Genomic DNA, 26,051 nt, shown 5'->3' on the forward strand with positions numbered 1-26,051 from the left:
CTTCAAGCGATCCGGCCACATGTTTGATGCGTTTTTCCCGCGAATAATGTCCTTCAGGAAATTCGCGGGGTTTTTTACCGACAGCGTCGACTCCTTGTTGGTTTTGCACCACGCGATGGCCTCAATAATGTCCCCATTGGTGACGACCGTTCGCGAAAGGTTTCCGGTCGATTTATCCAACAGCGTATCGTAGAGACGCTCGATCACATCAGGTTTTTGAGACTTTGCCATGCTTGGTAAAGTAGTAGTGGGAATGCCAGTCGGGGGCTGCGCGTCAGGCCCTTTGCAAGACCGACTTGCGATGTTACACTAAAGTGTTCCAACTGTAACACCACATCAAGGCTAAGTCCTTGATTTGCAAGGGAATGAGGAGGTTCGAATCCTCTCACCCCGACCAGTTTCACGGTCGACAAGACCGTAAGAGAAAAAGCCGCACAGCAATGTGCGGCTTTTTTTCGTCTGGCCCCCGTCTGGCGCGCCTTTATTCGGCGCCATCGATTTCCCGGCCAGCCTGCCCTCCCCCCGCGCAAGTAGGGTTGCGCCCGTGTCGCGCAAACGCCAACGCCGGTCCCGCCTCGCCTTTACAAAAAGTGACCCCGCCGGCAAACTGCCCCGATTCGGGGTCCTTCGGTCGCTTGCCGGCCGTTAGTTTTTTGCCATGACACTTGGTCTAGCTCTTGCACAGAGCCGGCGCATCGCGCCGGCCCTGCTCGCCCAGCTTGAACAGTCGGCACGAGAAAAAAAGTCGCAGCTGATCGACGAGATCATCGCCAGCGGCACCATGACTGCACATGATGTGGCGATCTTCGCGGCTGATAAATATCAGCTGCCGCTGATCGATCTGAATCAGTACAACCTCAACAAGGTGCCGCCGACGCTGGCGGGCAACCGCGAGTTCCACGCGCACCGGCTGCTGCCGCTGGGCCGGCGCGAGAACCGGCTGTTGCTGGCGCTGTCCGACCCGGGCAACCAGGCCGGACTCGACGCCATCAAGCAGAAGTACAACCTGCCGGTGGATGCGGTCGTGGTCGAGCACGACAAGCTCATGCAATATGTGCGCTCGGCCAGCGACGACAGCGGCGGCACGCTCAAGTCGCTCACGCCGGTGCAGGCTGAGCAGAAGAGGATCGAGTACGACCCGGTCGCTTCCGCCGCCGCGCTGCGCAACAAGACCGCAGGCGATATCGACGACGCGCCGGTGGTGCGCTTCCTCCATAAGCTGCTGACCGAAGCCTTCCACCGCGGCGCCTCCGACCTGCACTTCGAGCCATTCGAGACCTTCTACCGGATCCGCTTTCGCGTCGACGGGGTGCTGCAGGAAGTGGCACGCCCGCCGCTCGACATCCGCGACAAGATCGCCACCCGCATCAAGGTGCTGTCGCGCCTGGACATCTCCGAGAAGCGCGTGCCGCAGGACGGCCGCATGAAGCTGCTGATCGCGCTGCCCAAGGACAAGAACGCCGACAAGGACAGCAAGGAAGCGAAGGAAGTCGTGGAGAAGGCGATCGACTTCCGCGTCTCCACGCTGCCSACSCTGTTCGGCGAGAAGATCGTGATSCGGATYCTGGARTCGTCSTCCGACAAGCTSGACATCGACCAGCTCGGCTACGAGCCSGCGCAGAAGGCGMTGCTGCTGGARGTSMTCAAGCGKCCSTACGGSATGGTGCTGGTAACCGGCCCCACCGGCAGCGGCAAGACGGTGTCGCTGTACACCTTCCTGAACCGCCTCAACCAGGACGACATCAATATTTCCACGGCGGAGGATCCGGCGGAAATCCAGTTGCCCGGCATCAACCAGGTCAACGTGAACGACAAGGCGGGCCTGACCTTCGCCGCCGCGCTGCGCTCGTTCCTGCGGCAGGATCCCGACATCATCATGGTCGGCGAAATCCGCGACCTGGAAACCGCCGACATTTCGATCAAGGCCGCGCAGACCGGTCACCTGGTGTTCTCCACCTTGCACACCAACGATGCGCCGACCACGCTCACGCGCCTGATGAACATGGGCGTGGCGCCATTCAACATCGCCTCGAGCGTGCTCATGATCACGGCGCAGCGGCTGGCGCGCCGCCTGTGCACCTGCAAGCGGCCCGGCGATCTGGCGCCCGAGGTGCTGATCGATGCAGGCTTCCGGGAACAGGATCTCGACGGTAGCTGGCAGCCTTACCACCCGGTCGGGTGCGAGCGTTGCAACGGCAGCGGCTACAAGGGCCGCTGCGGCATCTACCAGGTAATGCCCATCACCGAGGCCATGCAACAGATCATCCTGGCGCACGGCTCGGCGTTGCAGATCGCCGAACAGGCGCGTCGCGATGGCGTGCTATCGTTGCGCGAAGCCGGCCTGGCGAAGGTGAAACTGGGTGTCACCTCGCTGGAAGAAGTGCTGGCCACAACCAATATGTAAAACAACAAAGAATGTCATTAGGGGTCAATCATGGCGACACGCGCACCAGCCGCCGCCGCTCGCAAGGCGGCTGCGCCCAAGGGGAAATCGGGGCGTAAAGCGCCCACGCAGTACATCTTCGAGTGGGAAGGCAAGGACCGCAAGGGCAAGGCCTTCTCGGGCGAGCTGCGTGCCGAGAGCCAGGCCGAGGTCAACGCCACGCTGCGCAAGCAGGGCCTCACCGTCGTCAAGCTCAAGAAGCGGCGCGCCGCGCGCGGGCGCAAGATCACCGAGAAGGACATCGCGTACTTCACGCGCCAGCTCTCGACCATGCTCAAGGCCGGCATCCCGCTGCTGCAGTCGATCGACATCATCGCGCGCGGCCACGCCAACCCCAACTTCACCCAGCTGCTGTCCGAGATCCGCTTCGACATCGAATCCGGCAGCAGCATGGCGCAGGCCTTCCGCCGCCACCCGCGCTATTTCGACACGCTCTACTGCAACCTGATCGATGCCGGCGAACAGGGCGGTATCCTCGACGCCCTGCTGGAGCGCCTGTCGCTCTATATGGAAAAGACCATCGCGCTGAAAAGCCAGATCAAGTCGGCCATGATCTACCCGATCGCGGTGCTGACGGTGGCCTTCGCCGTGACGGTGATCCTGATGATCTTCGTGATCCCGGCGTTCAAGGGCGTGTTCTCGAGCTTCGGCGCCAACCTGCCCGCGCCGACCCTGGCCGTGATCGCCATGTCGGACTTCTTCGTCGACAACTGGTACATCGTGATCGGCGTGCCGATCTTCGGCATCGGGCTCTATGTGCGCAGCCTGAAACGCTCGGAGAAGGTGCAGCGCGCCAGCGACCGCATGCTGCTCAGGCTGCCGATCTTCGGCTCGCTGTTCCGCAAGGCCGTGATCGCGCGCTGGACGCGCACGCTGGCCACCATGTTCGCCGCCGGCACGCCGCTGGTGGAGTCGATGGAATCCGTGGCCGGTGCCGCCGGCAACTGGGTCTACTACGACGCCACCAAGGAGATCGAGCAGTCGGTGCGCATCGGCACCAGCCTGACCAACGCCATGCAGGCCACCCATGTGTTCGACAACATGGTCCTGCAGATGACGCAGATCGGCGAGGAATCCGGCGCGCTGGACAATATGCTGCTGAAGGTGGCCGAGTTCTACGAGCGCGAGGTGGACGACGCCGTGGCCGCCATCTCCAGCCTGATCGAGCCGCTCATCATCGTGGTGCTGGGCGTGCTGATCGGCGGCATGGTGGTGGCGATGTATCTTCCGATCTTCAAACTGGGACAGGTGGTCTAAGGCATGCAGTGGCTGTTTTCGACGGACGGCGCCGCTGGCGCGATCTCCTCGCTGGCGGCGCCCGCGCACGCCATCGAAACGCTGGCGGTGCTGCCGCCCGGGTTCCTGCTTGCCGGCGCCGCGCTGCTCGGCCTGATGGTCGGCAGCTTCCTCAATGTGGTGGTGCACCGCCTGCCGCGCATGATGGAGTACGACGAGGCCAACTACATCGCCTCGCTGCGCGATGATCCGCTGCCCCACCCCGACACCTATAACCTGATGGTGCCGCGCTCGGCCTGCCCGCATTGCGGCCACGCGATCGGCGCGCTGGAGAACATCCCGGTGCTGAGCTACCTGGTGCTGCGCGGGCGCTGCTCGGCCTGCGGCGCGCCCATCGGCAAGCGCTATCCGCTGGTCGAGGCCGGCACCGCGCTGCTCACCGCGCTGGCCGCCGCCCACTTCGGGCCGACCTGGCAGGCGCTGGCGGCCATCGCCCTGATCTGGGCCCTGATCGCCCTCACCCTGATCGACGCCGACACCCAGTTGCTGCCGGACCAGATCACCCTGCCGCTGCTGTGGCTGGGCCTGCTGCTGAACCTGGGTGGCCTGTTCGCGCCGCTGGCCGATGCCGTGATCGGTGCGGCCGCGGGCTACCTGCTGCTATGGACGGTCTACTGGGTGTTCAAGCTGCTGCGCGGCAAGGAAGGCATGGGATACGGCGACTTCAAGCTGATGGCGGCGCTGGGCGGCTGGTTCGGCTGGCAGGCGCTGCCGGCGCTGGTACTACTGTCGTCAGTGGTGGGACTGGTATTCGCCCTTGCCAATATCGCGCTGCGCCGGCAGGATCGCGATACGCATTTCGCCTTCGGCCCCTATATCGCCGGCGCCGGCATGCTGGTGCTGTTCTTCGGCGCCAATGTGCTGCCGCTGGGCATCGCAGGCTGACCGGCACGCCGCCAACCCACGCAAGCCTCGAGATAGACATGCTGCAAATCGGACTGACCGGAGGCATCGGCTCCGGCAAGACCCGCGTGGCGGACCTGTTCGCCGCGCGCGGCGCCGCCCTGATCGACACCGACCTGCTCGCGCACGAGATCACCGCGCCGGGCGGCCTGGCCATTCCCGCGCTGCGCGAAGCCTTCGGCCCCGGCTGCCTGCGCGCGGACGGCGCAATGGACCGCAACGCCATGCGCGAACTGGTGTTTGCCGACCCGGCCGCCAAGGCGCGGCTCGAAGGCATCACCCATCCGCTGATCCGCCAGCTGACCGAAAGCCGCGCCGCCAGCATCCGTGCGGCGGCACTGCATCCCTATCTCATCTACGTGGTGCCGTTGCTGGTCGAGTCTGGCTCATGGGCGGCGCGCGTGGACCGTGTGCTGGTGGTCGACTGCAGCGAAGCCACGCAGGTGGCCCGCGTGATGGCGCGCAACGGCTTCACGCGCGAACAGGTCGAGGCGATCATGGCCAGGCAGGCCCGACGCGGCGAGCGCCTGGCCCGTGCCGACGACGTGGTCGACAACGATGGCCCGGCCGACGCCCTCGCCCCGCAAGTGGAACGGCTCGACCGGCTCTACCGCAGCCTCGCCCCCGGCTGAGCACCGGCCATACCCGGTGGCGCGCGATGCACCTTTAGTCGGCCGTTTCGTTGTCGCCATACACGGACTCGCATAGAATGCGCTGGATACACGCGGGAAATGGCCGCATACTGGCCGGATCGCGGGTCCGCCCCGATCGGTCCTTTCGACTCCCTGCCAATCTGCCCCTGCTGCCCGGACATATCACTTGATTCTGTACGAATATCCTTTCAACGAACGCATCAGGACCCTCCTGCGCCTGGAAGACCTGTTCGATCGCCTGGATTATTTCCTCGGCCAGGATCACGCCCTGCAGCATCACGTGGCGCTGACGACACTGTTCGAGATCATCGACGTGGCCGGCCGCGCGGACCTGAAGACCGACCTGCTCAAGGAACTGGAGCGCCAGCGCCAGGCACTGGCCGCGTTGCGCGCCAACCCGCAGATCGACCAGGGCGCGCTGGACGCGATCATCGGCGAGATTGAGCAGGCCATGTCGCAGCTCAACCAGCTGGTGGGCAAGGCCGGCCAGCTGCTGACCGACAACGAGTGGCTGACCAGCATCCGCAGCCGCGCCATCATCCCCGGCGGCACCTGCGAATTCGACCTGCCGGCCTACTACGCCTGGCAGCACCGCCCCGCCGACGACCGCCGCTCGGACATCCTCAAGTGGGCGCGTCCGCTGGTGCCGCTGCGCATGGGCRCCAACACCGTGCTGCGGCTGCTGCGCGAGTCTGGCCAGAGCGGCAAGGTGATCGCCACCGGCGGCAGCTACCAGCAGATGCTGTCCGGCCGCAGCTACCAGCTGATGCAGGTGCTGCTGGACGACTCACTGCTGGCCTTCATCCCGGAGATGAGCGCCAACAAGTACATGCTGTGGGTCCGTTTCACGCAGCAGGACGGCGACCTGCGCCCGCGCTCGGTCGATGCCGACATTCCCTTCCTGCTCAAACTCTGCAATTTCTGAAGCAATGGCAACAGTCAAATGCCCCACCTGCGCCAAGGACGTGGCCTGGGTACCCGAGAACAAATTCCGTCCGTTCTGCTCTGAGCGCTGCAAGCAGATCGACCTGGGCGCGTGGGCTTCGGAGAAGTACGTGATCGGCGGCAAGCCCGGCGAGAATCCCGCCCCGGGACAGGAAGAAGACGAAGACTAGGGCAAAGAGGGCCGCAAGCCGCGGCTCCGCCCTGATGTCTAGCGCTTGCCTTCCTCGGCCAGCCAGTCCACCACCGGCACCGTGGCCGGCAGCAAGGGCCCGACGGCCACCGGCGCCGACTGCCACGAAAAAGCCTGCCCCTCCCGTCCTACCAGTTCGCCCGACCACGCCGTGACCTTGCAGAAATGCAGGCGCACATAGGCGTGCGGGTAGTCGTGCTCGAGCACATGCCAGCGCACGCATTGCGAGACCTCGATGCCGAGTTCCTCGTGCAACTCGCGCGCCAGCGCTTCTTCCACCGATTCGCCCGGCTCGAGCTTGCCACCAGGAAACTCCCAGTAGCCTTCGTAGGGCTTGCCGGCCGGGCGCTGCGCCAGCAGGAAGCGGCCGCCAGGCTGCACCATCACGCCGACAGCTACCTCGGTCACCTTCCGTGCCGCGCCTGCCGCGGCGCCATCCTGCGCGGTCTCGCTCATGCCTGGCCTTCCGGCGAGGCGACGAACGGCTTGCCATGCTTGCCGCCCCAGTCGCGCGCGAACTGCCAGGCCACGCGGCCGGAGCGCGAGCCGCGTTCCAGCGCCCATACCAGCGCATCGCCGCGCGCCGCGGCAACGTCCTCGGCGCTGCAGCCGAAGTGGCCGAGCCAATGGCCCACGATGGCCAGGTATTCGTCCTGCTTGGGCGGGTAGAACGACAGCCACAGGCCGAAGCGCTCGGACAGCGAGATCTTTTCTTCCACCACTTCGCCGGGATGGATCTCGCCGTCGTCGGTGTGGCGGTAGGTCTCGTTGTCCTTCATGTACTCGGGCAGCAGGTGGCGGCGGTTGGAGGTGGCGTAGATCAGCACATTGTCCGACTGCGCCGCCACCGAGCCGTCGAGCGCCGACTTCAGCGACTTGTAGCCCGACTCGCCCTCCTCGAAGGAAAGGTCGTCGCAGAAGATGGCGAAGCGCTCGGGCCGGCCGGACAGCTGCTCGACGATATCGCCGAGGTCGCCCAGGTCATCCTTGTCCACTTCCACCAGGCGCAGCCCGTCCTTGACGAAGGCGTTGAGGCAGGCCTTGATCAGCGACGACTTGCCGGTGCCGCGCGCACCGGTCAGCAACACATTGTTGGCCGGCAGGCACTGCACGAACTGGCGCGTGTTGGCGACGATGGCGTCCTTCTGGCGCTCGATGTTCTTGAGGTCGTCGAGATGGATCGGCGGCAGCTGGCGGATCGCCTGCAGGTAGCCGATGTTGCCGAACAGGCTTTGCCGCTTGCGCCAGCGAAACGCGACGGCCTGCTCCCAGTCCGAATCGGTCAGCTGGGGCGGCAACCATTGTTCAAGGCGTGCGAGAAAACTGTCGAGGCGGGAGGCGAGGTCGGACATGGCAGCTGGGCAGGAAGGCGGAAATACGGGGATGCAGGACCAGGCGGCTCCCTGCGCGGGAGCCGCCGCGCGGCATGGCTTACGAACGATAGTCCGCGTTGATCGAAACGTAGTCGTGCGACAGGTCGCAGGTCCACACCGTGGCGGCGGCAGCGCCGCGGCCGAGCGCGATGCGCACGGTGATCTCGGCCTGCTTCATCACGCGCTGGCCGTCTTCTTCACGATAGTCGGGATTGCGCCCGCCGTCGCGCGCCACCAGGACATCGTCCAGCCACAGGTTGACACGCTCGACTTCGAGATCGTCCACGCCAGCATAGCCCACCGCGGCCAGGATGCGGCCGAGATTGGGGTCCGAGGCGTAGAAGGCGGTCTTGACCAGCGGCGAATGCGCCACCGCATAGGCGATCTGCCGGCATTCGGCCACGTCCTTGCCGCCTTCCACGCRGATGGTCATCAGCTTGGTGGCGCCTTCGCCATCGCGCACGATCATCTGCGCCAGTTCCTGCGCCAGCTCGGTCAGCGCGGCGCGCAGCGCCTCGAAATCGGCGCCCTCGGCACGCTCGATGGCCGGCGCGCCGGCCTTGCCGCTGGCGATCAGCAAGAAGGAGTCGTTGGTCGAAGTGTCGCCGTCGATGGTGATGCTGTTGAACGAGTGGTCAGCCGCGTAGGACACGAGCGCCTGCACCACGGGCTGCGCGACCGTGGCATCGGTGGCGACGAAGCCGAGCATGGTCGCCATGTTCGGGCGGATCATGCCGGCGCCCTTGCTGATGCCCGACAGCGTGACGGTCTTGCCGCCGATCTGCACGGTGCGCGAGGCAGCCTTGGGCTGGGTGTCGGTGGTCATGATCGACTCGGCCGCGGCCAGCCAGTTGTCCGGCTTCGCGCCGGCGATGGCGGCGGGCAGCGCGGCGACGATACGGTCCACCGGCAGCGGTTCCAGGATCACGCCGGTCGAGAACGGCAGGACCTGGTCGGCGGCGATGCCGAGTTGCGCGGCGAGTGCATCGCAGGTCGCGCGGGCCGCGGCCAGGCCGGGCTCGCCGGTGCYGGCATTGGCGTTGCCGGTGTTGACCACCAGCGCGCGGATGCCCTTGCCCGCGGCCAGGTGCTCGCGGCAGACCTGAACCGGCGCGGCGCAGAAACGGTTGCGGGTGAACACGCCGGCCACGGTGCTGCCCTCGGCCACGCGCACCACCAGCACGTCCTTGCGGTTGGCCTTGCGGACGCCCGCTTCGGCCCAGCCGAGCTCGACGCCGGCGACAGGTTTCAGGTTCTCTGCCAGCGGCAGGGGCAGGTTGACGGCCATTTGCGTTCCTCGATGCGTTCGTCGTTGCTGGTTTCTGGTGTCAGGCGGCGGCGCGGTGCATGCCGCATGGCATGCCGTTTGCCCCTCCCCTGACGAACATGCCCGCTTGCGCGGGCATGTTTGCTGACTTCACCGTGCGCGGCTCAGCTGAGCTTGCCGTGGCACTGCTTGAACTTCTTGCCTGAGCCACAGGGGCACGGATCGTTGCGCCCCACCTTGGCCATGCCGGCCGCCTCGGCGGCGGCCGCGTAGGCAATGCCGGCACGCTCTGGCGCGCTGGTGGGCTCCGCGGCCTGGCTGACCTCGTCGAACTCCTCGTGCTTGTACTGCACGTTGCCAAGGTGCTGGAGGCCTTCCTCGATCTGCTCGGAGGCCTGCTCGAGTTCTTCCGGCGACTGGATCTGCACGTTGAAGATCACGCGCGTGACTTCGACCTTGATCACGTCCAGCAGGCGCGCGAACAGTTCGAACGACTCGCGCTTGTATTCCTGCTTGGGATCCTTCTGCGCGTAGCCGCGCAGATGGATGCCCTGGCGCAGGTGATCCAGCGCGGCCAGGTGCTCGCGCCAGTGCGTGTCGATGCTCTGCAGCATGACCGAGCGCTCGAAGCCCGCGAAGGATTCGCGGCCGACCTGGCCGACCTTGCCTTCATAGCGTTCGTCGGCGGCACGCACGATCTGGTTCAGCAGTTCCTCGTCCTCGATGCTCTGCGCCGCCTCGATGGTGGCGGCCAGCGGCACGTCGAGCGACCATTCGTCGCGCAGCTTGGCCTCCAGGCCGGCGATGTCCCACTGCTCTTCCATCGAATCCGCCGGCACGTGGTCGCGGAACATCTCGACCAGCACGCTCTCGCGCAGGTTCTTGATCATCTCGCCGACGTCCTGCGACTCGAGCACCTCGTTGCGCAGCTTGTAGATYTCCTTGCGCTGGTCGTTGGCSACGTCGTCGTAYTGCAGCAGYTGCTTGCGGATGTCGAAGTTGCGGCCTTCGACCTTGCGCTGGGCGGATTCGATCGAGCGCGTGACGATACCGGCTTCGATCGGCTCGCCTTCGGGCATCTTCAGGCGCTCCATGATCGCGCGCACGCGATCGCCGGCGAAGATGCGCAGCAGCTGGTCGTCCAGCGACAGGTAGAAGCGCGACGAGCCCGGGTCGCCCTGGCGGCCGGCACGGCCGCGCAGCTGGTTGTCGATACGGCGCGACTCATGGCGCTCGGTGCCGACGATATGCAGGCCGCCCGCGGCCTTGACCTGGTCGTGCAGCGACTGCCATTCGTCCTTGAGATGGGCGACGCGCGCGGCCTTGTCGGCCTCGGACAGGCTGTCGTCGGCTTCGATGAAGCCGGCCTGCTTTTCCACGTTGCCGCCCAGCACGATGTCGGTGCCGCGACCCGCCATATTGGTGGCGATGGTGATCATCTTGGGCCGGCCGGCCTGGGCCACGATCTCGGCTTCGCGCTCGTGCTGCTTGGCGTTGAGCACCTGGTGCGGCAGCTGCGCCTTGTTCAGCAGGCCCGAGAGGTATTCCGAAGTCTCGATCGAGGTCGTGCCCACCAGCACCGGCTGGCCACGGTCGAAGCAGTCGCGGATATCGCGCACCACGGCGTCGTAGCGCTCGTTCGAGGTCTTGTAGATCTGGTCCTGGAAGTCCTTGCGCTGGGCGGCCCGGTTGGTCGGGATCACCACCACTTCGAGGCCGTAGATTTCCTGGAACTCGTAGGCTTCGGTATCGGCCGTGCCGGTCATGCCGGACAGCTTCTCGTACATGCGGAAGTAGTTCTGGAAGGTGATCGTGGCCAGCGTCTGGTTTTCCTGCTGGATGGTCACGCCTTCCTTGGCTTCCACGGCCTGGTGCAGGCCGTCGGACCAGCGGCGGCCCGTCATCAGGCGGCCGGTGAATTCGTCGACGATCACGACTTCGTCGTTCTGCACCACGTAGTGCTGGTCGCGGTGGAACAGGCTCTGTGCGCGCAGGGCGGCATAGAGGTGGTGCATCAGGGTGATGTTCTGCGGCGCGTAGAGCGATTCGCCCTCGCCGATCAGGCCCTGTTGCGCCAGGATTTCCTCGGCCTTCTCATGGCCGGCCTCGGTCAGGTAGACCTGGTGGCCCTTCTCGTCGACGAAGTAGTCGCCGGGCTTCTCGACGCCGGTGCCGTCGGCCTTTTCCTCGCCGATCTGGCGCTCGAGCAGCTTGGGCACGCCATTCATGCGCTGGTACAGGTCGGTGTGGTTCTCCGCCTGGCCCGAGATGATCAGCGGGGTGCGCGCCTCATCGATCAGGATCGAGTCAACTTCGTCGACGATCGCGTAGTTCAGCGGACGCTGCACCCGCTGGCCCGGATCGTAGACCATGTTGTCGCGCAGGTAGTCGAAGCCGAACTCGTTGTTGGTGCCATAGGTGATGTCGGCGGCATAGGCAGCCGCCTTCTGGTCATGCGGCATCTGCGACAGGTTCACGCCGACCGACAGGCCCAGGAAGTTGTACAGGCGCGCCATCCACTCGGCGTCGCGCTGGGCCAGGTAGTCGTTGACCGTGACCACGTGGACGCCCTTGCCGCTGAGGGCGTTCAGGTACACCGCCAGCGTGGCGGTCAGGGTCTTGCCTTCGCCGGTGCGCATTTCGGCGATCTTGTTGTCGTTCAGGACCATTGCACCGATCAGCTGAACGTCGAAGTGGCGCATCTTCATGACCCGCTTGCTGGCCTCGCGGCACACCGCGAACGCCTCGGGCAACAGCGCCTCGAGCGATTCTCCCGCGAGGTGGCGCTGCCGGAAGGTCTCGGTCATGGCACGCAGGTCGTCATCCGACAGCGGCGCGAACTTCGGTTCCAGCGCATTGATCCGCGCGACGGTCCCGCCATATTGTTTGATCAGCCGCTCATTGCGGCTGCCGAAGACTTTCTTGAGAAGGCCCGTGATCATCGATTGCTTTCACCTACGCAGTGGTACGCCGCCGTGCCATGCACCGGACGGCCTGAAGGCCGGCTTGGCCGGTAGCCCAGGGCGCACCGCGCGAGGAAATGGGAAGATTGGCGCAAAACGCCGAGTTTATCACGCGCGCGGGGCGCGGCCGGAAGCAGGGGACGGCGCGCGCGATGTGCAAACCACACCCCGCGGCAGCCGGGAATTGACGCCTCGATGGCGAAGGATCGCCGATTCGACAGCCMCATGCCAGCCTCTGGCGTCACCTGCTCCGGATGCGCGCCGCGCATCCAGTTCCTTCGGACATCGGGACGGGGCGGCAGTTCTTCAATGGCGACCTGGCCGGCCGACGCAAAGCCTCAGCGAATCGCGGTGCGGTCGGTCGGGGCGGGCGCCAGGGCAAGCTGCGCGGATGCCGCTTTCGCCACCGAGAGGAAGCGATTGGGGTTCTGCGGCACGCCATCGACATGCACCTCGAAGTGCAGGTGCGCGCCGGTGGAGCGCCCGGTCGAGCCCACCAGCGCGATCTGCTGGCCAGGCTTGACCAGGTCGCCGGGCTTCACCAGCATCCTTGAGGCATGCGCGTAACGGGTCTTGAGGCCGTTGCCATGATCGATATCGATCAGGTTGCCGTACTCCGGGTGCCATTCCGCAGCCACCACGACACCGCCGGCGGCGGCCACGACCGGGGTGCCGACAGGCGCCGAGAAGTCGACGCCGTCATGCGGGGTGCGGCGCCCCGAGAAGGGATCGAAGCGCCAGCCGAAGCCCGAGGCGTCATAGCCGGCGGCCACCGGCATCACGCGCGGCACGCGCCGGTCCTCGCTCTGGCGATCGAGCAGCGTGGTCGCCACCACATCGAGATAGTCGGCGTGCTGCTCGGCCTGGTCGGACAGGCGCGCCAGCACGGTCTGCAGCTCCGGCAGGCTCGGCGCACGCGACTGGGTCGCCGGCGCGGGGCCGCCGCGCCCCGGCGGCTGCTGGAAATTGAATTCCCTGGGGGCTATGCCGGCCAGGCCGGAGACCCGTTCGCCCAGCGCGTCGAGGCGCACCATGCGGGCCTGGATCTCTCCCACGCGCGCGGCCAGCACATTGAGGTTGGCGCGCAGGTAGGCATCGTCGCCTGCGGCGCGCTGGGGGGTGCCGAACGCTGCCAGGCCCGCGCGCGCGACAAACCAGGTCAGCACGGAGGACAGCAGCGCGACCGCCACGCACAGCACCAGCACGGCGGCGAACAGGCGACCGCGCGATAAATTGATGTGGCGCACACGCGGCAGGCGCGGATGAAGCACGATGATCTGCATGATGCAGCTCCTTCCCATGCAAGGCCCGGCGCCGCACGAAGGCGGCGGCACGCTAGAATGCGCGCATGCGCATGTTTACCCATTACGCCCTCCAGACGCCCGCCGCCAAGCCGTTGAACGACTGGCTGGACAAGGCCGGCCCGGTCTCGGCCTTGATGCAGACGGCGCGGGAACTGGCCGTGCTGGAAGCCGAGGTACTGTCGCTCCTGCCACGCGGACTGCAGGACGGGATTGCCGTGGCAGGCGTCAAACAGGACGCCCGCGGCATCGGACAAGGCCAGGGGGAGCGAACACTGCTGTTGCTGGCAGCCCATGGGGCCGCCGCGGCACGGGTGCGGCAGGTGGTGCCTACGCTACTTGGAAGACTGCAACAGCGGGGATCGCAGATTACCGCAATCCGTGTGCGCGTTCAACCGGACGTGGGCCGCCAGGGCGACTGGGACACCGGGCCGGTGGAACGGCCACGCAACGGCAGGATGTCGGCAACCGGGCTGGCCAGCCTGGACCAGCTCACCCGCGAGCTGCCCGATTCGCCGTTGCGCGAGGCCCTGAAGACCTTGCTGTCGCATCACGGCCCGACATCGAAGCCCTGAAGGCAAAACAAAAAGCCGGTCTGTCGACCGGCTTTTCTTTACTTTACTGCTGCACCATTTGGCGTTCGCGACCTATGCGAAGGCCGGTTGCAGCTGGGGCAGGAACGCCGGCGGCGCATCCTCGACCCGCTCGAACGTCACCACTTCGTACGCTTCCTGGTCGGCCAGCAGGGCACGCAGCAACTGGTTGTTGAGCCCGTGGCCGGACTTGTTGGCGATATACGCGCCGATCAGCGGATGACCGACCACGTACAGGTCGCCGATCGCGTCCAGGATCTTGTGGCGCACGAACTCGTCGCCGTAGCGCAGTTCCTCGTTGTTCAGCATGCGGTGCTCGTCGAGCACGATGGCGTTGTCCAGGCTGCCGCCACGCGCCAGGCCCATCTCGCGCAGCGCTTCCACTTCGTGGGCGAAGCCGAAGGTGCGGGCACGGGCGATCTCGCGCACGTAGCTGGTATCGGCGAAATCGATGGCGAAGGTCTGGCCGGTCTTGTCCACCGCCGGGTGGCGGAAGTCGATGGTGAAGGCCAGCTTGAAGCCGAAGAAGGGCTCCAGGCGCGCCAGCTTGTCGCCTTCGCGCACTTCCACGGCCTTCTTCACGCGGATGAAGCGCTTGGGCGCGGACTGCTGCTCGATCTCGGCGGACTGCAGCAGGAACACGAAGGACGCGGCGCTGCCATCCATGATGGGGATTTCCTCGGCATCGACGTCCACGTACAGGTTGTCGATACCGAGACCCGCGCAAGCGGACATCAGGTGTTCCACGGTGGAGACCCGCGCGCCGTCCTTCTGCAGGACCGAAGCGAGGCGGGTGTCGCCGATGGCGCTGGCGCTCGCGGGGATCTCGACCGCTTCGGGCAGGTCCACGCGGGTGAAAACGATGCCGGCGTCTACCGGGGCGGGGCGCAGCGTCAGCGTCACTTTACGGCCCGAGTGCAARCCRATGCCTACGGTCTTGACCAGGGATTTGATGGTGCGCTGTTTGAGCATGACGTTCTCAGCTATTATTAAAATCTATCGATTGCACTTTCTAATATAGCGATTTTACCACTGCTTCGTTTGCTGCGCTGCGCCAGTTTGTTTCGGTCTGTTAGTAGCGTAAGAATTCACCCTCGAAAGCATCCTATAAGTCACTCTCGAGGGTCAATTTGACACAATCGCGTATTAGGCGCGCAACGCTGCCAGCACGGCTTCTGCGCTGCTGACCTTGAACTCGCCCGGGGCTTCGATCCACAGGCCGGTCACCACGCCGTCTTCCATCACCATGGCATAGCGCTTGGAGCGCACACCCATGCCGCGCGCGGTAAGGTCCATCTCCAGGCCCAGCTTGCGCGTCCATTCGGCGCTGCCGTCAGCCATCATGCGTACCTTATCGCCGGTGTTCTGCTCGCGGCCCCAGGCGCCCATCACGAAGGCGTCATTGACGGAGACGCACCAAACCTCGTCCACGCCGGCGGCGCGYAGCGCCTCGGCCTCGGCCACGTAGCCCGGCACGTGCTTGGCAGAGCAGGTGGGGGTAAAGGCGCCCGGCAGGCCGAACACCACGATCTTGCGCCCGCGTGCCAGTTCCGCCACGGAGAAGGCATTGGGGCCAAGCGCGCAACCGCCGGTCTCTGCTTCGTAGAATTCGTTCAGCGTGGCGTCGGGCACACGCGCTCCAGTCTCGATCATGCTGTCTCTTCCTGTCTCGGTAAAAACCCTGTTTAGCATCATAGCGCGCACGCCTGCCGCACCCAAGGCAGCGTACCCCCCGTTGCAGCGTCGGTGTTTTCCGACAGTGCCCGGGCGGCTGCACATTGGCGCATGGAGCGAGGCGTATCGCGCGGCGGCCAGCGCGGCGCGGGCCCGATGCGAATTTCCAGTGCGACTCTAAACCTTAAACCTTAAACCTGGCGCACGCATGAAACCTGCGCCAGGCGCGTTGCGCCGCACTGCGCATGAAAAATGGAATGCGCGCGGCGATCTTGCGATCGCCGCGCGGACGGCGGCACATCCCGGCCGGGAGGGGCGGGAGACCAGTCCGGGGAGGCGGCCGGAGGCACGCCTGTCCCGGCGACGGGATGCGAGCTGAGGGCTTCAGCGCGAGTGCGGCCCAGCTGGCTGCCGCTCAGTTCGGGACCACGGGGCGCAACACGGGCGGATAGGGAGCGCTTGCGTGTTTCGCTGTTCCGGGGCCCCGGCCTGGCAGGCAGCCGGCCTGGAGGCCTGCACCTTGCCGTGCCGACTCAGTCCGCCTGCTTGCGCAGGAAGGCGGGGATATCGTAGGTATCCACACCCTTTTCCTGCAGCGCCGCGACGTGGGCGGACGCCGATTCGCGCGAGCTGCGCCACACCGCCGGCGTGTCCAGGTTGCTGTAGTCCGGCGCGCTGCTGTGGCCTGCGTTCACGGTGTTGGTCATATTGCCCATCATCTGCACCGGCATGTTGTCGGTACCGGTCTTGAGCAGGGTCATCGGCTGCTGCTTCTTGGCCGAACGGCCCAGGCCCGTGRCCACCACCGTCACGCGCAGCGCATCGCCCATGGAGTCGTCGTACACCGTACCGAAGATCACCGTGGCATCTTCCGCGGCATAGCTGCGGATGGTGTTCATGACTTCCTTGGTTTCCGACAGCTTGAGCGAGCGGCTGGCAGTGATGTTGACCAGCACGCCGCGCGCGCCGGACAGGTCCACGCCTTCGAGCAGCGGRCTGGCCACGGCCTGCTCGGCAGCCAGGCGGGCGCGATCCACACCCGACACGGTCGCCGTGCCCATCATGGCCTTGCCCTGCTCGCCCATGACCGTCTTCACGTCTTCGAAGTCGACGTTCACCAGGCCATCCACATTGATGATCTCGGCGATGCCGGCGACAGCGTTGTGCAGCACGTCATCCGCGCACTGGAAGCACTTGTCCATCTCGGCGTCGTCGCCCATCACTTCGAACAGCTTTTCGTTGAGCACGACGATCAGCGAGTCGACGCAGGACTCCAGTTCGCTCGAACCGGCTTCCGCCACCTTGGCACGACGCGCGCCTTCGAACTCGAACGGCTTGCTGACCACGCCCACGGTCAGGATGCCCATTTCCTTGGCAACCTGCGCCACGATCGGGGCAGCGCCGGTACCGGTGCCGCCGCCCATCCCGGCAGTGATGAAGACCATGTGCGCGCCGCGCAGCGAATCGGCGATCTGCTCGCGCGCCTGCTCGGCGCAGTTGCGGCCCACCTCCGGCTTGGCGCCGGCGCCCAGGCCGGTGTTGCCGAGCTGCAGCACGCGCGAGGCACTGGAGCGCTTGAGCGCCTGTGCATCGGTGTTCATGCAGATGAATTCGACGCCTTGCACGCCACGGCTGATCATGTGCTGCACAGCGTTGCCGCCCGCGCCGCCCACGCCAATCACCTTGATGATGGTGCCGTCCTGCAATTCCGTTTCGATCATGTCAAAGTCCATCACTGCCTCCAAGAAGAATCAGCCGCCAAACGCTGCAGCCTCCCCGCCGCAACGCCTGGTTACTGAACAAGAAACCATCAAAAAGAACTGCCTGTTTCAACGGCCTGCCCCCGATCCGGTGGACAGCGCCGCCAATCTTTCAAAGCGCCTGCGCGCCGGCAACGTCAGAAGTTGCCGACGAACCATTCCTTCATGCGGCCCCACACATGCTTGACCGAGCCGCTCTGTACCGCCACCCGGCGCCCGCGCATGCGCTGGACGCGACCTTCGAGCAGTAGTCCCATTACGGTCGAATAGCGCGGACTCTTGACTACTTCGTGCAAATTTCCGCGATATTCAGGCACGCCGACGCGAACTGGTTTGAGGAAGATGTCCTCTCCCAGTTCCACCATGCCGGGCATCATCGCGGTGCCGCCGGTGATCACCACCCCCGACGACAGCAGTTCCTCGTAGCCCGACTCGCGCACCACCTGGTGCACCAGCGAGTACAGTTCCTCGATGCGCGGCTCGATCACCGCGGCCAGGGCCTGGCGCGAGAGCGTGCGGGTGCCGCGGTCGCCCACGCCCGGGACTTCGATCATGTCTTCCGGATCGGCGATGGCCTGCTTGGCGATGCCGTACTGGATCTTGATGTCCTCGGCATCGGGCGTGGGCGTGCGCAGCGCCATGGCGATGTCGTTTGTGATCTGGTCGCCGGCGATGGGGATCACCGCGGTATGCCGGATCGCGCCTTCGCTGAAGATGGCAATGTCGGTGGTGCCGCCGCCGATGTCGACCAGCACCACGCCCAGTTCCTTTTCGTCCTCGGTCAGCACCGCCAGGCTCGAGGCCAGCGGCTGCAGGATCAGGTCGTGCACTTCCAGCCCGCAGCGGCGCACGCACTTGACGATGTTCTGCGCCGCGCTGACCGCGCCGGTGACGATATGCACCTTCACTTCCAGCCGGATGCCGCTCATGCCGATCGGCTCGCGCACGTCTTCCTGGCCGTCAATGATGAATTCCTGCGTCAGGATGTGCAGGATCTGCTGGTCGGTCGGGATATTGACCGCCTTGGCGGTCTCGATCACGCGCGCCACGTCGGTCTGCGTGACCTCCTTGTCCTTGATTGCCACCATGCCGCTGGAATTGAAGCTGCGGATATGGCTGCCGGCGATGCCGGTGAAGACCTCGGAAATCTTGCAGTCGGCCATCAGCTCAGCCTCTTCCAGCGCGCGCTGGATGGACTGCACGGTGGCCTCGATATTGACCACGACCCCCTTCTTCAGGCCCTTGGACTCCGACTGGCCCATCCCGATCACTTCGTAGCTGCCGTCGGGGCGCAATTCCGCCACCACCGCGGCCACCTTGGAAGTGCCGATATCGAGACCGACCAACAGGTCCTTGTATTCCTTGCTCATCGGTTTTTCTCCGCGTTCTTGCTCTTCAGTCGCGTCGGATTGTTTGTCGGATTGGCGCTGGTCGCGGCAGCCTTGCCCTTGGCGGCCGCCGCGGCCTGTGCATCTGTCAGGAACCGCACGTTGGCCGCGCGGATGGCAAATCCGTTCGGATAACGCAGGTCCGCGTATTCGATCTGCTTGCCCCACTGCTCCGTGACCTGGGGCCAGGCCACCACGAAACGCTTCACGCGCTGCGCCATGGCGTCGCGCTCTTCATCGTTCTGTTCGCGCCCGAATTCCACCACCATGCCGTTGGACAGCCGTGCGCGCCAGGCATAGCGCGCCGACAGCGTGAGTGCCAGCGGTTCGGCCTTGAGCGGCTTGAACCATTCGCGCACGGTTTCGAGCTTGTCCACGACATCGGACTCGCTGTCGGTGGGGCCGTCCAGCGCGAGCAACTGCGCGTCTTCCTCGGCCTCGGCCGGGTTGGCGACGAAGATCTCGCCGTAGGTATTGATCAGGCGGCCGCTGTCGGCGTTGCCCCAGGTGCCGAGCGCCTCGTGCTCCTCGACTTCGACCGCCAGGCCGTTGGGCCATTCGCGCCGAACGCTCGCGCGCCGCACCCAGGGCACGGACTCGAAGCTCTGGCGCGCCTCGTTGAGGTCGAGCGTGAAGAAATTGCCCGTGAGCTTGCCCAGCGCGTTGGCGCGCACGCCCGGCGCGTTGACGTGGCGCAGCGTGCCGCCGTCCATCGGCGACAGCTCCACATGCGTGATGGCGAACACCGGCCGCTGTGCCAGCCACAGCAGGCCGGCGGCGAACGCCATCAGCGCCACCAGCGCGTAGAGCGTGGAGGCGATCAGGTTGAGCAGGCGTGTGTTGTGCCACATGGCTTGGCGCGGTTCCGGTCCGTCAGGTCAGGTTCAATTCAATCGGCGTTCATGCTCAATCAGGTTTCCAGGCGTCGCTCGGATGCAGGTCCAGCGTGGCGGCGGCTGTCACCTGCATCACGAAATCCTCGTAGCTGATGCCCACCGCGCGCGCCGCCATCGGCACCAGCGAGTGGCCGGTCATGCCGGGCGAGGTATTCATCTCCAGCAGGTAAGGCTTGCCATCGGCGCGCAACATCACGTCGGCGCGCGCCCAGCCGCGGCACCCCAGCACGCGGAAGGATTGCACCGCCAGGCGCCGGACTTCGGCTTCGACGTCGTCCGGCAGGCCCGACGGGCACAGATATTGGGTATCGTCAGTAAAGTACTTATTTTGATAGTCATAATTCGCGCCGGGCGCGACGATGCGGATCACCGGCAGCGCTTCGGCGGTGGCGCCCTCCCCCACGATGGGGCAGGTCAGCTCGGCGCCGTCGATGAATTCCTCGGCGATCACGTCGTTGTCCAGCGCCGCCGCCTTCTCGAAGGCGGCCTGCATCTGGCCTGCCTCGGTGACCTTGGTCAGGCCGATGGACGAGCCTTCGCGCGCCGGCTTGACGATCAGCGGCAGGCCCAGGTCGGCCGCCACGGCGGCAAAGTCGGTATCGGCGTGCAGCATGGCGAAGCGCGGCGTCGGCAGGCCGTGCGTCATCCACAGGCGCTTGGTGGCCTGCTTGTCCATGGCCATTGCGGAAGCCAGCACGCCGCTGCCGGTGTAGGGCACGCCCAGTTGCTCCAGCAGGCCCTGGACGGTGCCGTCCTCGCCATAGCGGCCGTGCAGCGCGATAAAGACGCGGTCGAAGCCCGCCGTGGCCAGCTCGGCCACCGACTGCAGCCCCGGATCGAAGCCGTGCGCATCCACGCCGCGCGATTGCAGGGCAGCCAGCACGCCGTTGCCGGACATCAGCGAGATCTCGCGCTCGGCCGAGCGGCCACCCAGCAGCACGCCGACCTTGCCGAGCGATTTCGGATCGATATTGGGATGGGCGACGAAGCTCATGCCTGGCCTCCCGCTTGTTGCGAGACTTGTTGCGAAACCAGTTGCCCCGGCACGCCGCCGATGGTGCCGGCGCCCATCGTCACGACTACATCGCCGGGCCGGACGGCGTTCAGGATGGCTTGCGGCATTTCGTCGATCTGCTCCACGAATACGGGTTCAACCTTGCCCGCCACGCGCAAGGCGCGTGTCAGCGCGCGGCCGTCGGCGGCCACGATGGGCGTCTCGCCGGCGGCATAGACCTCGGCCAGCAGCAACGCGTCCACGGTGCCGAGCACCTTGACGAAGTCCTCGAAGCAATCGCGCGTGCGGGTGAAACGATGCGGCTGGAACGCCAGCACCAGCCGGCGTCCGGGAAACGCGCCGCGCGCGGCGGCCAGCGTCGCGGCCATCTCGACCGGATGGTGACCGTAGTCGTCGACCAGCGTGAAGGTGCCCTCGGCCTTGGCTTGCCCGCCTTGCACATTGAGGCAGGCAACCTCGCCGTAGCGCTGGAAGCGCCGGCCCACGCCGTGGAATTCGCGCAGCGCCTTGACGATGGCGGCGTCGGCCACCTCCAGCTCGGTGGCGATGGCGATGGCGGCCAGCGCGTTCTGCACGTTGTGCATGCCGGGCAGGTTCAGCACCACGTCCAGCGGCGGCTCGGCGTGGCCGTTGAGCTGGCGCAGCACCGTGAAATGCATCTGGCCGTCGACCGCGCGCGCGTTGACCGCACGGATCTGGGCGTCTTCGGCGAAGCCATAGCGCACGATCGGCTTGGACACGAAGGGCATGATCTCGCGCACATTGGGGTCGTCCACGCACAGCACGGCGATGCCGTAGAACGGCAGGCGCTGGGTGAACTCCACGAACGCCTGCTTGAGCCGGGCGAAATCGTGCCCGTAGGTGTCCATGTGGTCGGCGTCGATATTGGTGATGACCTCGATCACCGGGAACAGGTTGAGGAACGACGCGTCCGATTCGTCGGCCTCGGCCACGATGAAGTCGCCCGTGCCCAGGCGTGCGTTGGCGCCCGCCGAGTTGAGCCGGCCGCCGATCACGAAGGTGGGATCGAGCCCGCCTTCGGCCAGCACCGAGGCCACCAGGCTAGTGGTGGTGGTCTTGCCGTGGGTGCCGGCGATGGCCACGCCCTGCTTGAGGCGCATCAACTCGGCCAGCATGACCGCGCGCGGCACCACCGGGATGCGCTTGGCGCGCGCGGCCAGCACCTCGGGGTTGTCGCCGGTGACGGCCGTGGACACCACCACGGCATTGGCGCCGTTGACGTTGCCGGCATCGTGGCCGTGCATCACGGTCGCGCCGAGCGAGGCCAGCCGCCGCGTGGCAGCGTTGCTGCCCACGTCGGAGCCCGAGACCTTGTAGCCCAGGTTCAATAGGACTTCCGCGATGCCGCTCATGCCGGCGCCGCCGATGCCTACGAAGTGGATATTCTTGACAATGTGCTTCATGAATCCGTTTGTTTCAGTCCCTGGCCATCTGGCTGCAGATCTCGGCCACGCGCCGGGTCGCTTCCGGCTTGGCTAGACCGCGCGCCTGGTGCGCCATCTCTTTGAGTCGGGTCCGCGACAACGAGGCCAGCATCTGTGCCAGCCCGCTCGCGGTCAGTTCGTTCTGCTGGACCAGCAAGGCGGCGTCCTGTCGCGACAGGAATTGCGCATTGGTGGTCTGGTGGTCGTCCACGGCATGGGGAAACGGCACGAACAGTGCCGCCACCCCCGCCGCCGCCACCTCGGACACGGTCATGGCGCCCGCGCGGCAGATCACCAGATCCGCCTCGGCATAGGCGCCGGCCATGTCGTCGATAAAGGGCAAGGCTTCCGCCTGCACGCCGGCAGCCTGGTAGTTGGCGCGCAGCGTATCGATCTGCTTGGCGCCGGCCTGGTGCTTCACCAGCGGCCGCTCGCCTTCCGGCAGCAGCGCCAGCGCCTTGGGCACGACCTCGTTGAGGGCGGCCGCGCCCAGGCTGCCGCCCACCACCAGCAACCGCAGCGGGCCGCTGCGGTTGTCGTAGCGCTGGTCGGGCGCGGTCATGCGGGCCAGTTCCTCGCGCACCGGGTTGCCGGTCCACTCGCTGTCGGGCAGCGCGTTGGGGAAGGCGCACAACACGCGATCCGCCACCCTGGCCAGCACCTTGTTGGCCAGCCCGGCGATGGAATTCTGCTCGTGCAGCACCAGCGGGCGCCCCAGCAGCGAAGCCATCATGCCGGCCGGGAAGGTGATGTAGCCGCCCATGCCCAGCACCACGTCGGGCCGCACCCGGCGCAGCGCGCGCAGGCTCTGCCAGAACGCGCGCAGCAGGTTCAACGGCAGCAGCAGCTTGGTCAGCGGCCCCTTGCCGCGCAGGCCGCCGAACTGGATAAACTCCATCGGGATGTCGTACTTGGGCACCAGCGTGGCTTCCATGCCGCTGCGGTTGCCCAGCCACACCACGCGCCAGCCCTGCTCGCGCAACGCGCGCGCGACCGCCAGCCCGGGGAAGACATGCCCCCCGGTGCCGCCGGCCATCACGAGMAGGGTACGCGTGCCGCTCATACCTTCCCTCCACGCATCATGGATGAATTCTGGCTGCGGCCGCTGCGCTTAACTTCCTGCTTGCGCAGGAAGTTAGCCTTCGCCGAAATCACGTGCTGCTGCGCGCCGGTCATACCTTCCCTCCACGCATCATCACGCGATTTTCGTAATCGATGCGCAAGAGAATGGCCAGCGCAATGCAGTTCATCAGGATGCCCGAGCCGCCGTAGCTCACCAGCGGCAGGGTCAGCCCCTTGGTCGGCAGCAGGCCCAGGTTCACGCCCATGTTGATGAAGGTCTGCCAGCCGACCCACACGCCGATGCCCTTGGCCACCAGGCCGGCAAAGGTGCGGTCGAGCTGCAGCGCGGTGCGGCCGATCTCGAAGGCGCGGCGCACCAGCCAGTAGAACAGCACGATCACCACCAGCACGCCCACGAAGCCGAATTCCTCGCCGATCACGGCGAGGATGAAGTCGGTATGCGCTTCGGGCAGGTAGTGCAGCTTCTCGATGCTGCCGCCCAGCCCCACCCCGGTCCATTCGCCGCGGCCGAAGGCGATGAGCGAATGGGTGAGCTGGTAGGCCTTGCCGAGCGCGTTGGCTTCTTCCCACGGGTTGAGGTAGGCGAAGATCCGCTCGCGCCGCCAGGGCGAGGCCGTGATCAGCAGCGCGAACGCGCCCACCGCCACGCCGACCAGGCCGGCGAACAGCTTGCCGTTGATGCCGCCGAGGAACAGGATGCCCATGGCCACCGTGGCCACCACCAGGAAGGCACCCATGTCGGGTTCCAGCAGCAGCAGCATGCCCACCACCACCACCGCCACGCCCATCGGCAGGAATCCCTTGCCCACGTTCTGCATCCACTCCTGCTTGCGCACGGTGTAGTTGGCCGCGTAGAGCACCACCGCCAGCTTCATCAGCTCGGAGGGCTGGAAGTTCATGATGCCGAGCGGGATCCAGCGCCGCGCGCCGTTGACGCCCTTGCCCACGAAGGGCACCAGCACGATCACCAGCAGCAGCAGCGCGATCAGGAACAGCTTGGGCGCATAGCGGTCCCAGAACTTGACCGGGATCTGGAAGGCCAGCAGGCCGCCGCCCAGGCCGACGAACAGCGCGAACGCGTGCCGCGTGAGGAAATGGCTCTCGCGGTAGTTGGCGTAGCGCGGCGAGTCGGGCAGCGCGATCGAGGCCGAATACACCATCACCAGGCCGAGCGCGAGCAGCACGATCGACACCCACAGCAGGGGCTGGTCGTACTCCATCATGCGCGAGCGGGTGGGCTTGACGCCGGACACCGCGTCGCGCAGGCCACCCCAGGCATTGCCGATGGTGGCGCCGATAAACCCGCTGCGCTTGACCTGAGCGTCGCTCATGGCAGGATCCCCCGGGACATCGCCAGTTCTTCCACCGCGGCGCGGAACACTTCGGCGCGGTGCACGTAGTTACGGAACATGTCGAGGCTGGCGCAGGCCGGCGACAGCAGCACCGCGTCGCCACCCTGCGCCGCGCTTGCGGCCAGCGTGACGGCCTGCTCCAGCGTGGCCGCGTCGGCCAGCGTCACGCCGGTGCCTTCCAGCGCCCGGCGCAGCTCGCCGGCGTCCTTGCCGATCAGCACCACGGCGCGCGCGTACTGCGCCACGGGAGCCGCCAGCGGCGAGAAATCCTGCCCCTTGCCTTCGCCGCCCGCGATCAGCACCACGCGCTTGTCCAGGCCCGACAGCGCGGCCACGGTCGCGCCCACGTTGGTGCCCTTGCTGTCATCGAAATACTCGACGTCGTCCACCGTGGCGACCCACTCCACGCGGTGCGGCTCGCCGCGATATTCGCGCAGGCCGTGCAGCAGCGCATTGAGCGGCAGGTCGAGGGCGCGGCACAGCGCCAGCGCGGCCATGGCGTTGGTGGCGTTATGCATGCCGCGGATATGCAGCGCGTCGGCCGGCATCAGGCGCTTGTGGCGCACCGGCACCGCGGACTCGGCCTCGGTGGCGGCGGCCTTGCGGCGGCGCGGCTTGTTCTCGCCCTCGGCCTCGCTGTCGGCTTCGGCGATCACCAGCCAGGGCATGCCACCCTCGCGCAGCACGCCGAAACTGCCTGGTGTCTCGGGCAGGTCGGTGCCGAACGTGACGGGCGCGGTGCCGCGGCGGGCCATCTCCATGCTCAGGCGGTCGTTGCGGTTGAGCACCTGCAGGCAGCCGGGCTCGCCGGGCGCGGGAGCCGCGCCGAAGATGCGCGCCTTGGCCGCGGCATAGGCTTCCATGCTGCCGTGCCAGTCGAGATGGTCCTGCGTGATATTGAGCACCGTGGCCGCATGCGGCGCCAGCGTGTGCGTGGTTTCCAGCTGGAAGCTGGACAGCTCCAGCACCCAGACTTCGGGCAGCGTGGCCGAGGCGATGCACGCGGCCAGCTTGTCCAGCGCGGACGGGCTGATATTGCCGGCCACCGCCACCGTCTTGCCGGCGCGCTCGACCAGGCGGCCGGTCAGCGCCGTCGTGGTGGTCTTGCCATTGGTGCCGGTGATCGCCAGCACCTTGGGGGCGTAGCCGGACTCGGCCCGCAGGTGGGCCAGCGCCCGGGCGAACAGCTCGATCTCGCCCCACACCGGGATGCCGCGCTCGCGCGCCGCCGCCAGCAGCGCGGCAGTGGCGGGCTCGGCCGGCGACAGGCCGGGGCTGATCGCCACCAGGCCGATGCCGTCGAGCAGCGCCATGCCGAACGCGCCGCCGATGAATTGCGCCGAAGGCAGCTCGGCCTGTAGGAAGACCAGGTTGGCGGGAGCCTCGCGCGTGTCCGCGACGCGCACGGGGGCGCCGTACTGGCCGCACCAGCGCGCCATCGCCAGCCCCGATTCGCCGAGGCCCAGCACCAGCACATGAGGTTTCTGCAACTCGCCAAACACTTCGTATTC

General features: G+C 66.4%; 23 protein-coding genes. 7 read left to right on the forward strand and 16 right to left on the reverse strand.

What is annotated here, in order from left to right; translation table 11 throughout:
• On the reverse strand, nucleotides 1-231 hold a 231-nt coding region (locus tag AC1DO7_RS22480; protein WP_477116585.1), incomplete at its 3' end, for a hypothetical protein.
• Nucleotides 232-658: 427 nt separating this feature from the next.
• Between AC1DO7_RS22480 and pilB the strand changes: the two genes are divergently transcribed.
• The 6 genes from pilB to AC1DO7_RS22510 all read left to right on the forward strand — a co-directional run bounded on the left by pilB (nucleotide 659) and on the right by AC1DO7_RS22510 (nucleotide 6,410).
• Complete coding sequence (gene pilB / locus AC1DO7_RS22485) at nucleotides 659-2,404, forward strand: type IV-A pilus assembly ATPase PilB (RefSeq protein WP_477116586.1); 1,746 nt, start codon at nucleotides 659-661, stop codon at nucleotides 2,402-2,404.
• A gap of 30 nt (nucleotides 2,405-2,434) precedes the next feature.
• Nucleotides 2,435-3,700 (forward strand): type II secretion system F family protein, encoded by a 1,266-nt coding sequence (locus tag AC1DO7_RS22490; RefSeq protein WP_441617839.1) that lies wholly within the window; start codon nucleotides 2,435-2,437, stop codon nucleotides 3,698-3,700.
• A gap of 3 nt (nucleotides 3,701-3,703) precedes the next feature.
• Nucleotides 3,704-4,624, forward strand: coding sequence for a prepilin peptidase (locus AC1DO7_RS22495; RefSeq protein WP_441617841.1), 921 nt, complete (start codon nucleotides 3,704-3,706; stop codon nucleotides 4,622-4,624).
• Nucleotides 4,625-4,662: 38 nt separating this feature from the next.
• Nucleotides 4,663-5,274, forward strand: a complete 612-nt coding sequence (gene coaE, locus AC1DO7_RS22500) for a dephospho-CoA kinase (RefSeq protein ID WP_441617843.1) — start codon at nucleotides 4,663-4,665, stop codon at nucleotides 5,272-5,274.
• A gap of 187 nt (nucleotides 5,275-5,461) precedes the next feature.
• Nucleotides 5,462-6,220: a cell division protein ZapD gene (gene zapD / locus AC1DO7_RS22505; RefSeq protein ID WP_477116587.1), complete on the forward strand. Its 759-nt coding sequence runs from the start codon at nucleotides 5,462-5,464 to the stop codon at nucleotides 6,218-6,220.
• A 4-nt stretch (nucleotides 6,221-6,224) separates the two neighbouring features.
• On the forward strand, nucleotides 6,225-6,410 hold the full coding sequence (locus AC1DO7_RS22510; RefSeq protein WP_441617847.1) for a DNA gyrase inhibitor YacG: 186 nt from the start codon (nucleotides 6,225-6,227) through the stop codon (nucleotides 6,408-6,410).
• A gap of 38 nt (nucleotides 6,411-6,448) precedes the next feature.
• On the opposite strand, the gene AC1DO7_RS22515 is transcribed toward AC1DO7_RS22510, so the two are convergent.
• The 5 genes from AC1DO7_RS22515 to AC1DO7_RS22535 form a co-directional block, all read right to left on the reverse strand.
• Nucleotides 6,449-6,886, reverse strand: a complete 438-nt coding sequence (locus AC1DO7_RS22515; protein WP_441617849.1) for an NUDIX domain-containing protein — start codon at nucleotides 6,884-6,886, stop codon at nucleotides 6,449-6,451.
• A complete protein-coding gene (locus AC1DO7_RS22520; protein ID WP_441617851.1) occupies nucleotides 6,883-7,782 on the reverse strand; it encodes an ATP-binding protein in 900 nt (299 codons plus the stop codon). The genes AC1DO7_RS22515 and AC1DO7_RS22520 overlap by 4 nt, the downstream gene beginning before the upstream one ends.
• A 79-nt stretch (nucleotides 7,783-7,861) precedes the next feature.
• Nucleotides 7,862-9,091: a bifunctional glutamate N-acetyltransferase/amino-acid acetyltransferase ArgJ gene (gene argJ / locus AC1DO7_RS22525; protein ID WP_477116588.1), complete on the reverse strand. Its 1,230-nt coding sequence runs from the start codon at nucleotides 9,089-9,091 to the stop codon at nucleotides 7,862-7,864.
• Between the two features lie 143 nt (nucleotides 9,092-9,234).
• Nucleotides 9,235-12,012, reverse strand: coding sequence for a preprotein translocase subunit SecA (gene secA / locus AC1DO7_RS22530; protein ID WP_441617855.1), 2,778 nt, complete (start codon nucleotides 12,010-12,012; stop codon nucleotides 9,235-9,237).
• 359 nt (nucleotides 12,013-12,371) lie between these two features.
• The gene (locus AC1DO7_RS22535; RefSeq protein WP_441617857.1) at nucleotides 12,372-13,316 is read right to left on the reverse strand and encodes a M23 family metallopeptidase; all 945 of its coding nucleotides are present in this window, start codon (nucleotides 13,314-13,316) and stop codon (nucleotides 12,372-12,374) included.
• Nucleotides 13,317-13,381: 65 nt separating this feature from the next.
• Here AC1DO7_RS22535 and AC1DO7_RS22540 point away from each other — a divergent pair, with 65 nt between their 5' ends.
• Nucleotides 13,382-13,909, forward strand: coding sequence for a hypothetical protein (locus AC1DO7_RS22540; RefSeq protein ID WP_441617859.1), 528 nt, complete (start codon nucleotides 13,382-13,384; stop codon nucleotides 13,907-13,909).
• Nucleotides 13,910-13,981: 72 nt separating this feature from the next.
• On the opposite strand, the gene lpxC is transcribed toward AC1DO7_RS22540, so the two are convergent.
• From lpxC to murD, 10 genes are all read right to left on the reverse strand, one after another.
• Entirely contained in the window at nucleotides 13,982-14,899 is a 918-nt protein-coding gene (gene lpxC / locus AC1DO7_RS22545; RefSeq protein WP_441617861.1) for a UDP-3-O-acyl-N-acetylglucosamine deacetylase, read from the reverse strand.
• 174 nt (nucleotides 14,900-15,073) lie between these two features.
• Nucleotides 15,074-15,580: a peroxiredoxin gene (locus AC1DO7_RS22550; protein WP_441617863.1), complete on the reverse strand. Its 507-nt coding sequence runs from the start codon at nucleotides 15,578-15,580 to the stop codon at nucleotides 15,074-15,076.
• Nucleotides 15,581-16,134: 554 nt separating this feature from the next.
• Nucleotides 16,135-17,334, reverse strand: coding sequence for a cell division protein FtsZ (gene ftsZ, locus AC1DO7_RS22555; RefSeq protein WP_477116589.1), 1,200 nt, complete (start codon nucleotides 17,332-17,334; stop codon nucleotides 16,135-16,137).
• Nucleotides 17,335-17,498: 164 nt separating this feature from the next.
• On the reverse strand, nucleotides 17,499-18,731 hold the full coding sequence (gene ftsA / locus AC1DO7_RS22560) for a cell division protein FtsA (RefSeq protein WP_020204727.1): 1,233 nt from the start codon (nucleotides 18,729-18,731) through the stop codon (nucleotides 17,499-17,501).
• On the reverse strand, nucleotides 18,728-19,600 hold the full coding sequence (locus tag AC1DO7_RS22565) for a cell division protein FtsQ/DivIB (RefSeq protein WP_441617867.1): 873 nt from the start codon (nucleotides 19,598-19,600) through the stop codon (nucleotides 18,728-18,730). The genes ftsA and AC1DO7_RS22565 overlap by 4 nt, the downstream gene beginning before the upstream one ends.
• Nucleotides 19,601-19,655: 55 nt before the next feature.
• On the reverse strand, nucleotides 19,656-20,639 hold the full coding sequence (locus tag AC1DO7_RS22570; protein ID WP_441617869.1) for a D-alanine--D-alanine ligase: 984 nt from the start codon (nucleotides 20,637-20,639) through the stop codon (nucleotides 19,656-19,658).
• Nucleotides 20,636-22,084, reverse strand: coding sequence for a UDP-N-acetylmuramate--L-alanine ligase (murC, locus tag AC1DO7_RS22575; RefSeq protein ID WP_441617871.1), 1,449 nt, complete (start codon nucleotides 22,082-22,084; stop codon nucleotides 20,636-20,638). Before murC ends, AC1DO7_RS22570 begins: the two co-directional genes overlap by 4 nt.
• A 13-nt stretch (nucleotides 22,085-22,097) precedes the next feature.
• The gene (gene murG, locus AC1DO7_RS22580) at nucleotides 22,098-23,168 is read right to left on the reverse strand and encodes an undecaprenyldiphospho-muramoylpentapeptide beta-N-acetylglucosaminyltransferase (protein WP_441643359.1); all 1,071 of its coding nucleotides are present in this window, start codon (nucleotides 23,166-23,168) and stop codon (nucleotides 22,098-22,100) included.
• A gap of 109 nt (nucleotides 23,169-23,277) precedes the next feature.
• Nucleotides 23,278-24,519: a putative lipid II flippase FtsW gene (ftsW, locus tag AC1DO7_RS22585; protein ID WP_441617875.1), complete on the reverse strand. Its 1,242-nt coding sequence runs from the start codon at nucleotides 24,517-24,519 to the stop codon at nucleotides 23,278-23,280.
• The gene (gene murD, locus AC1DO7_RS22590) at nucleotides 24,516-26,042 is read right to left on the reverse strand and encodes a UDP-N-acetylmuramoyl-L-alanine--D-glutamate ligase (protein WP_441617877.1); all 1,527 of its coding nucleotides are present in this window, start codon (nucleotides 26,040-26,042) and stop codon (nucleotides 24,516-24,518) included. The genes ftsW and murD overlap by 4 nt, the downstream gene beginning before the upstream one ends.
• Between the last annotated feature and the right edge of the window lie 9 nt (nucleotides 26,043-26,051).

The organism is Cupriavidus sp. 05N40 (assembly GCF_056397305.1).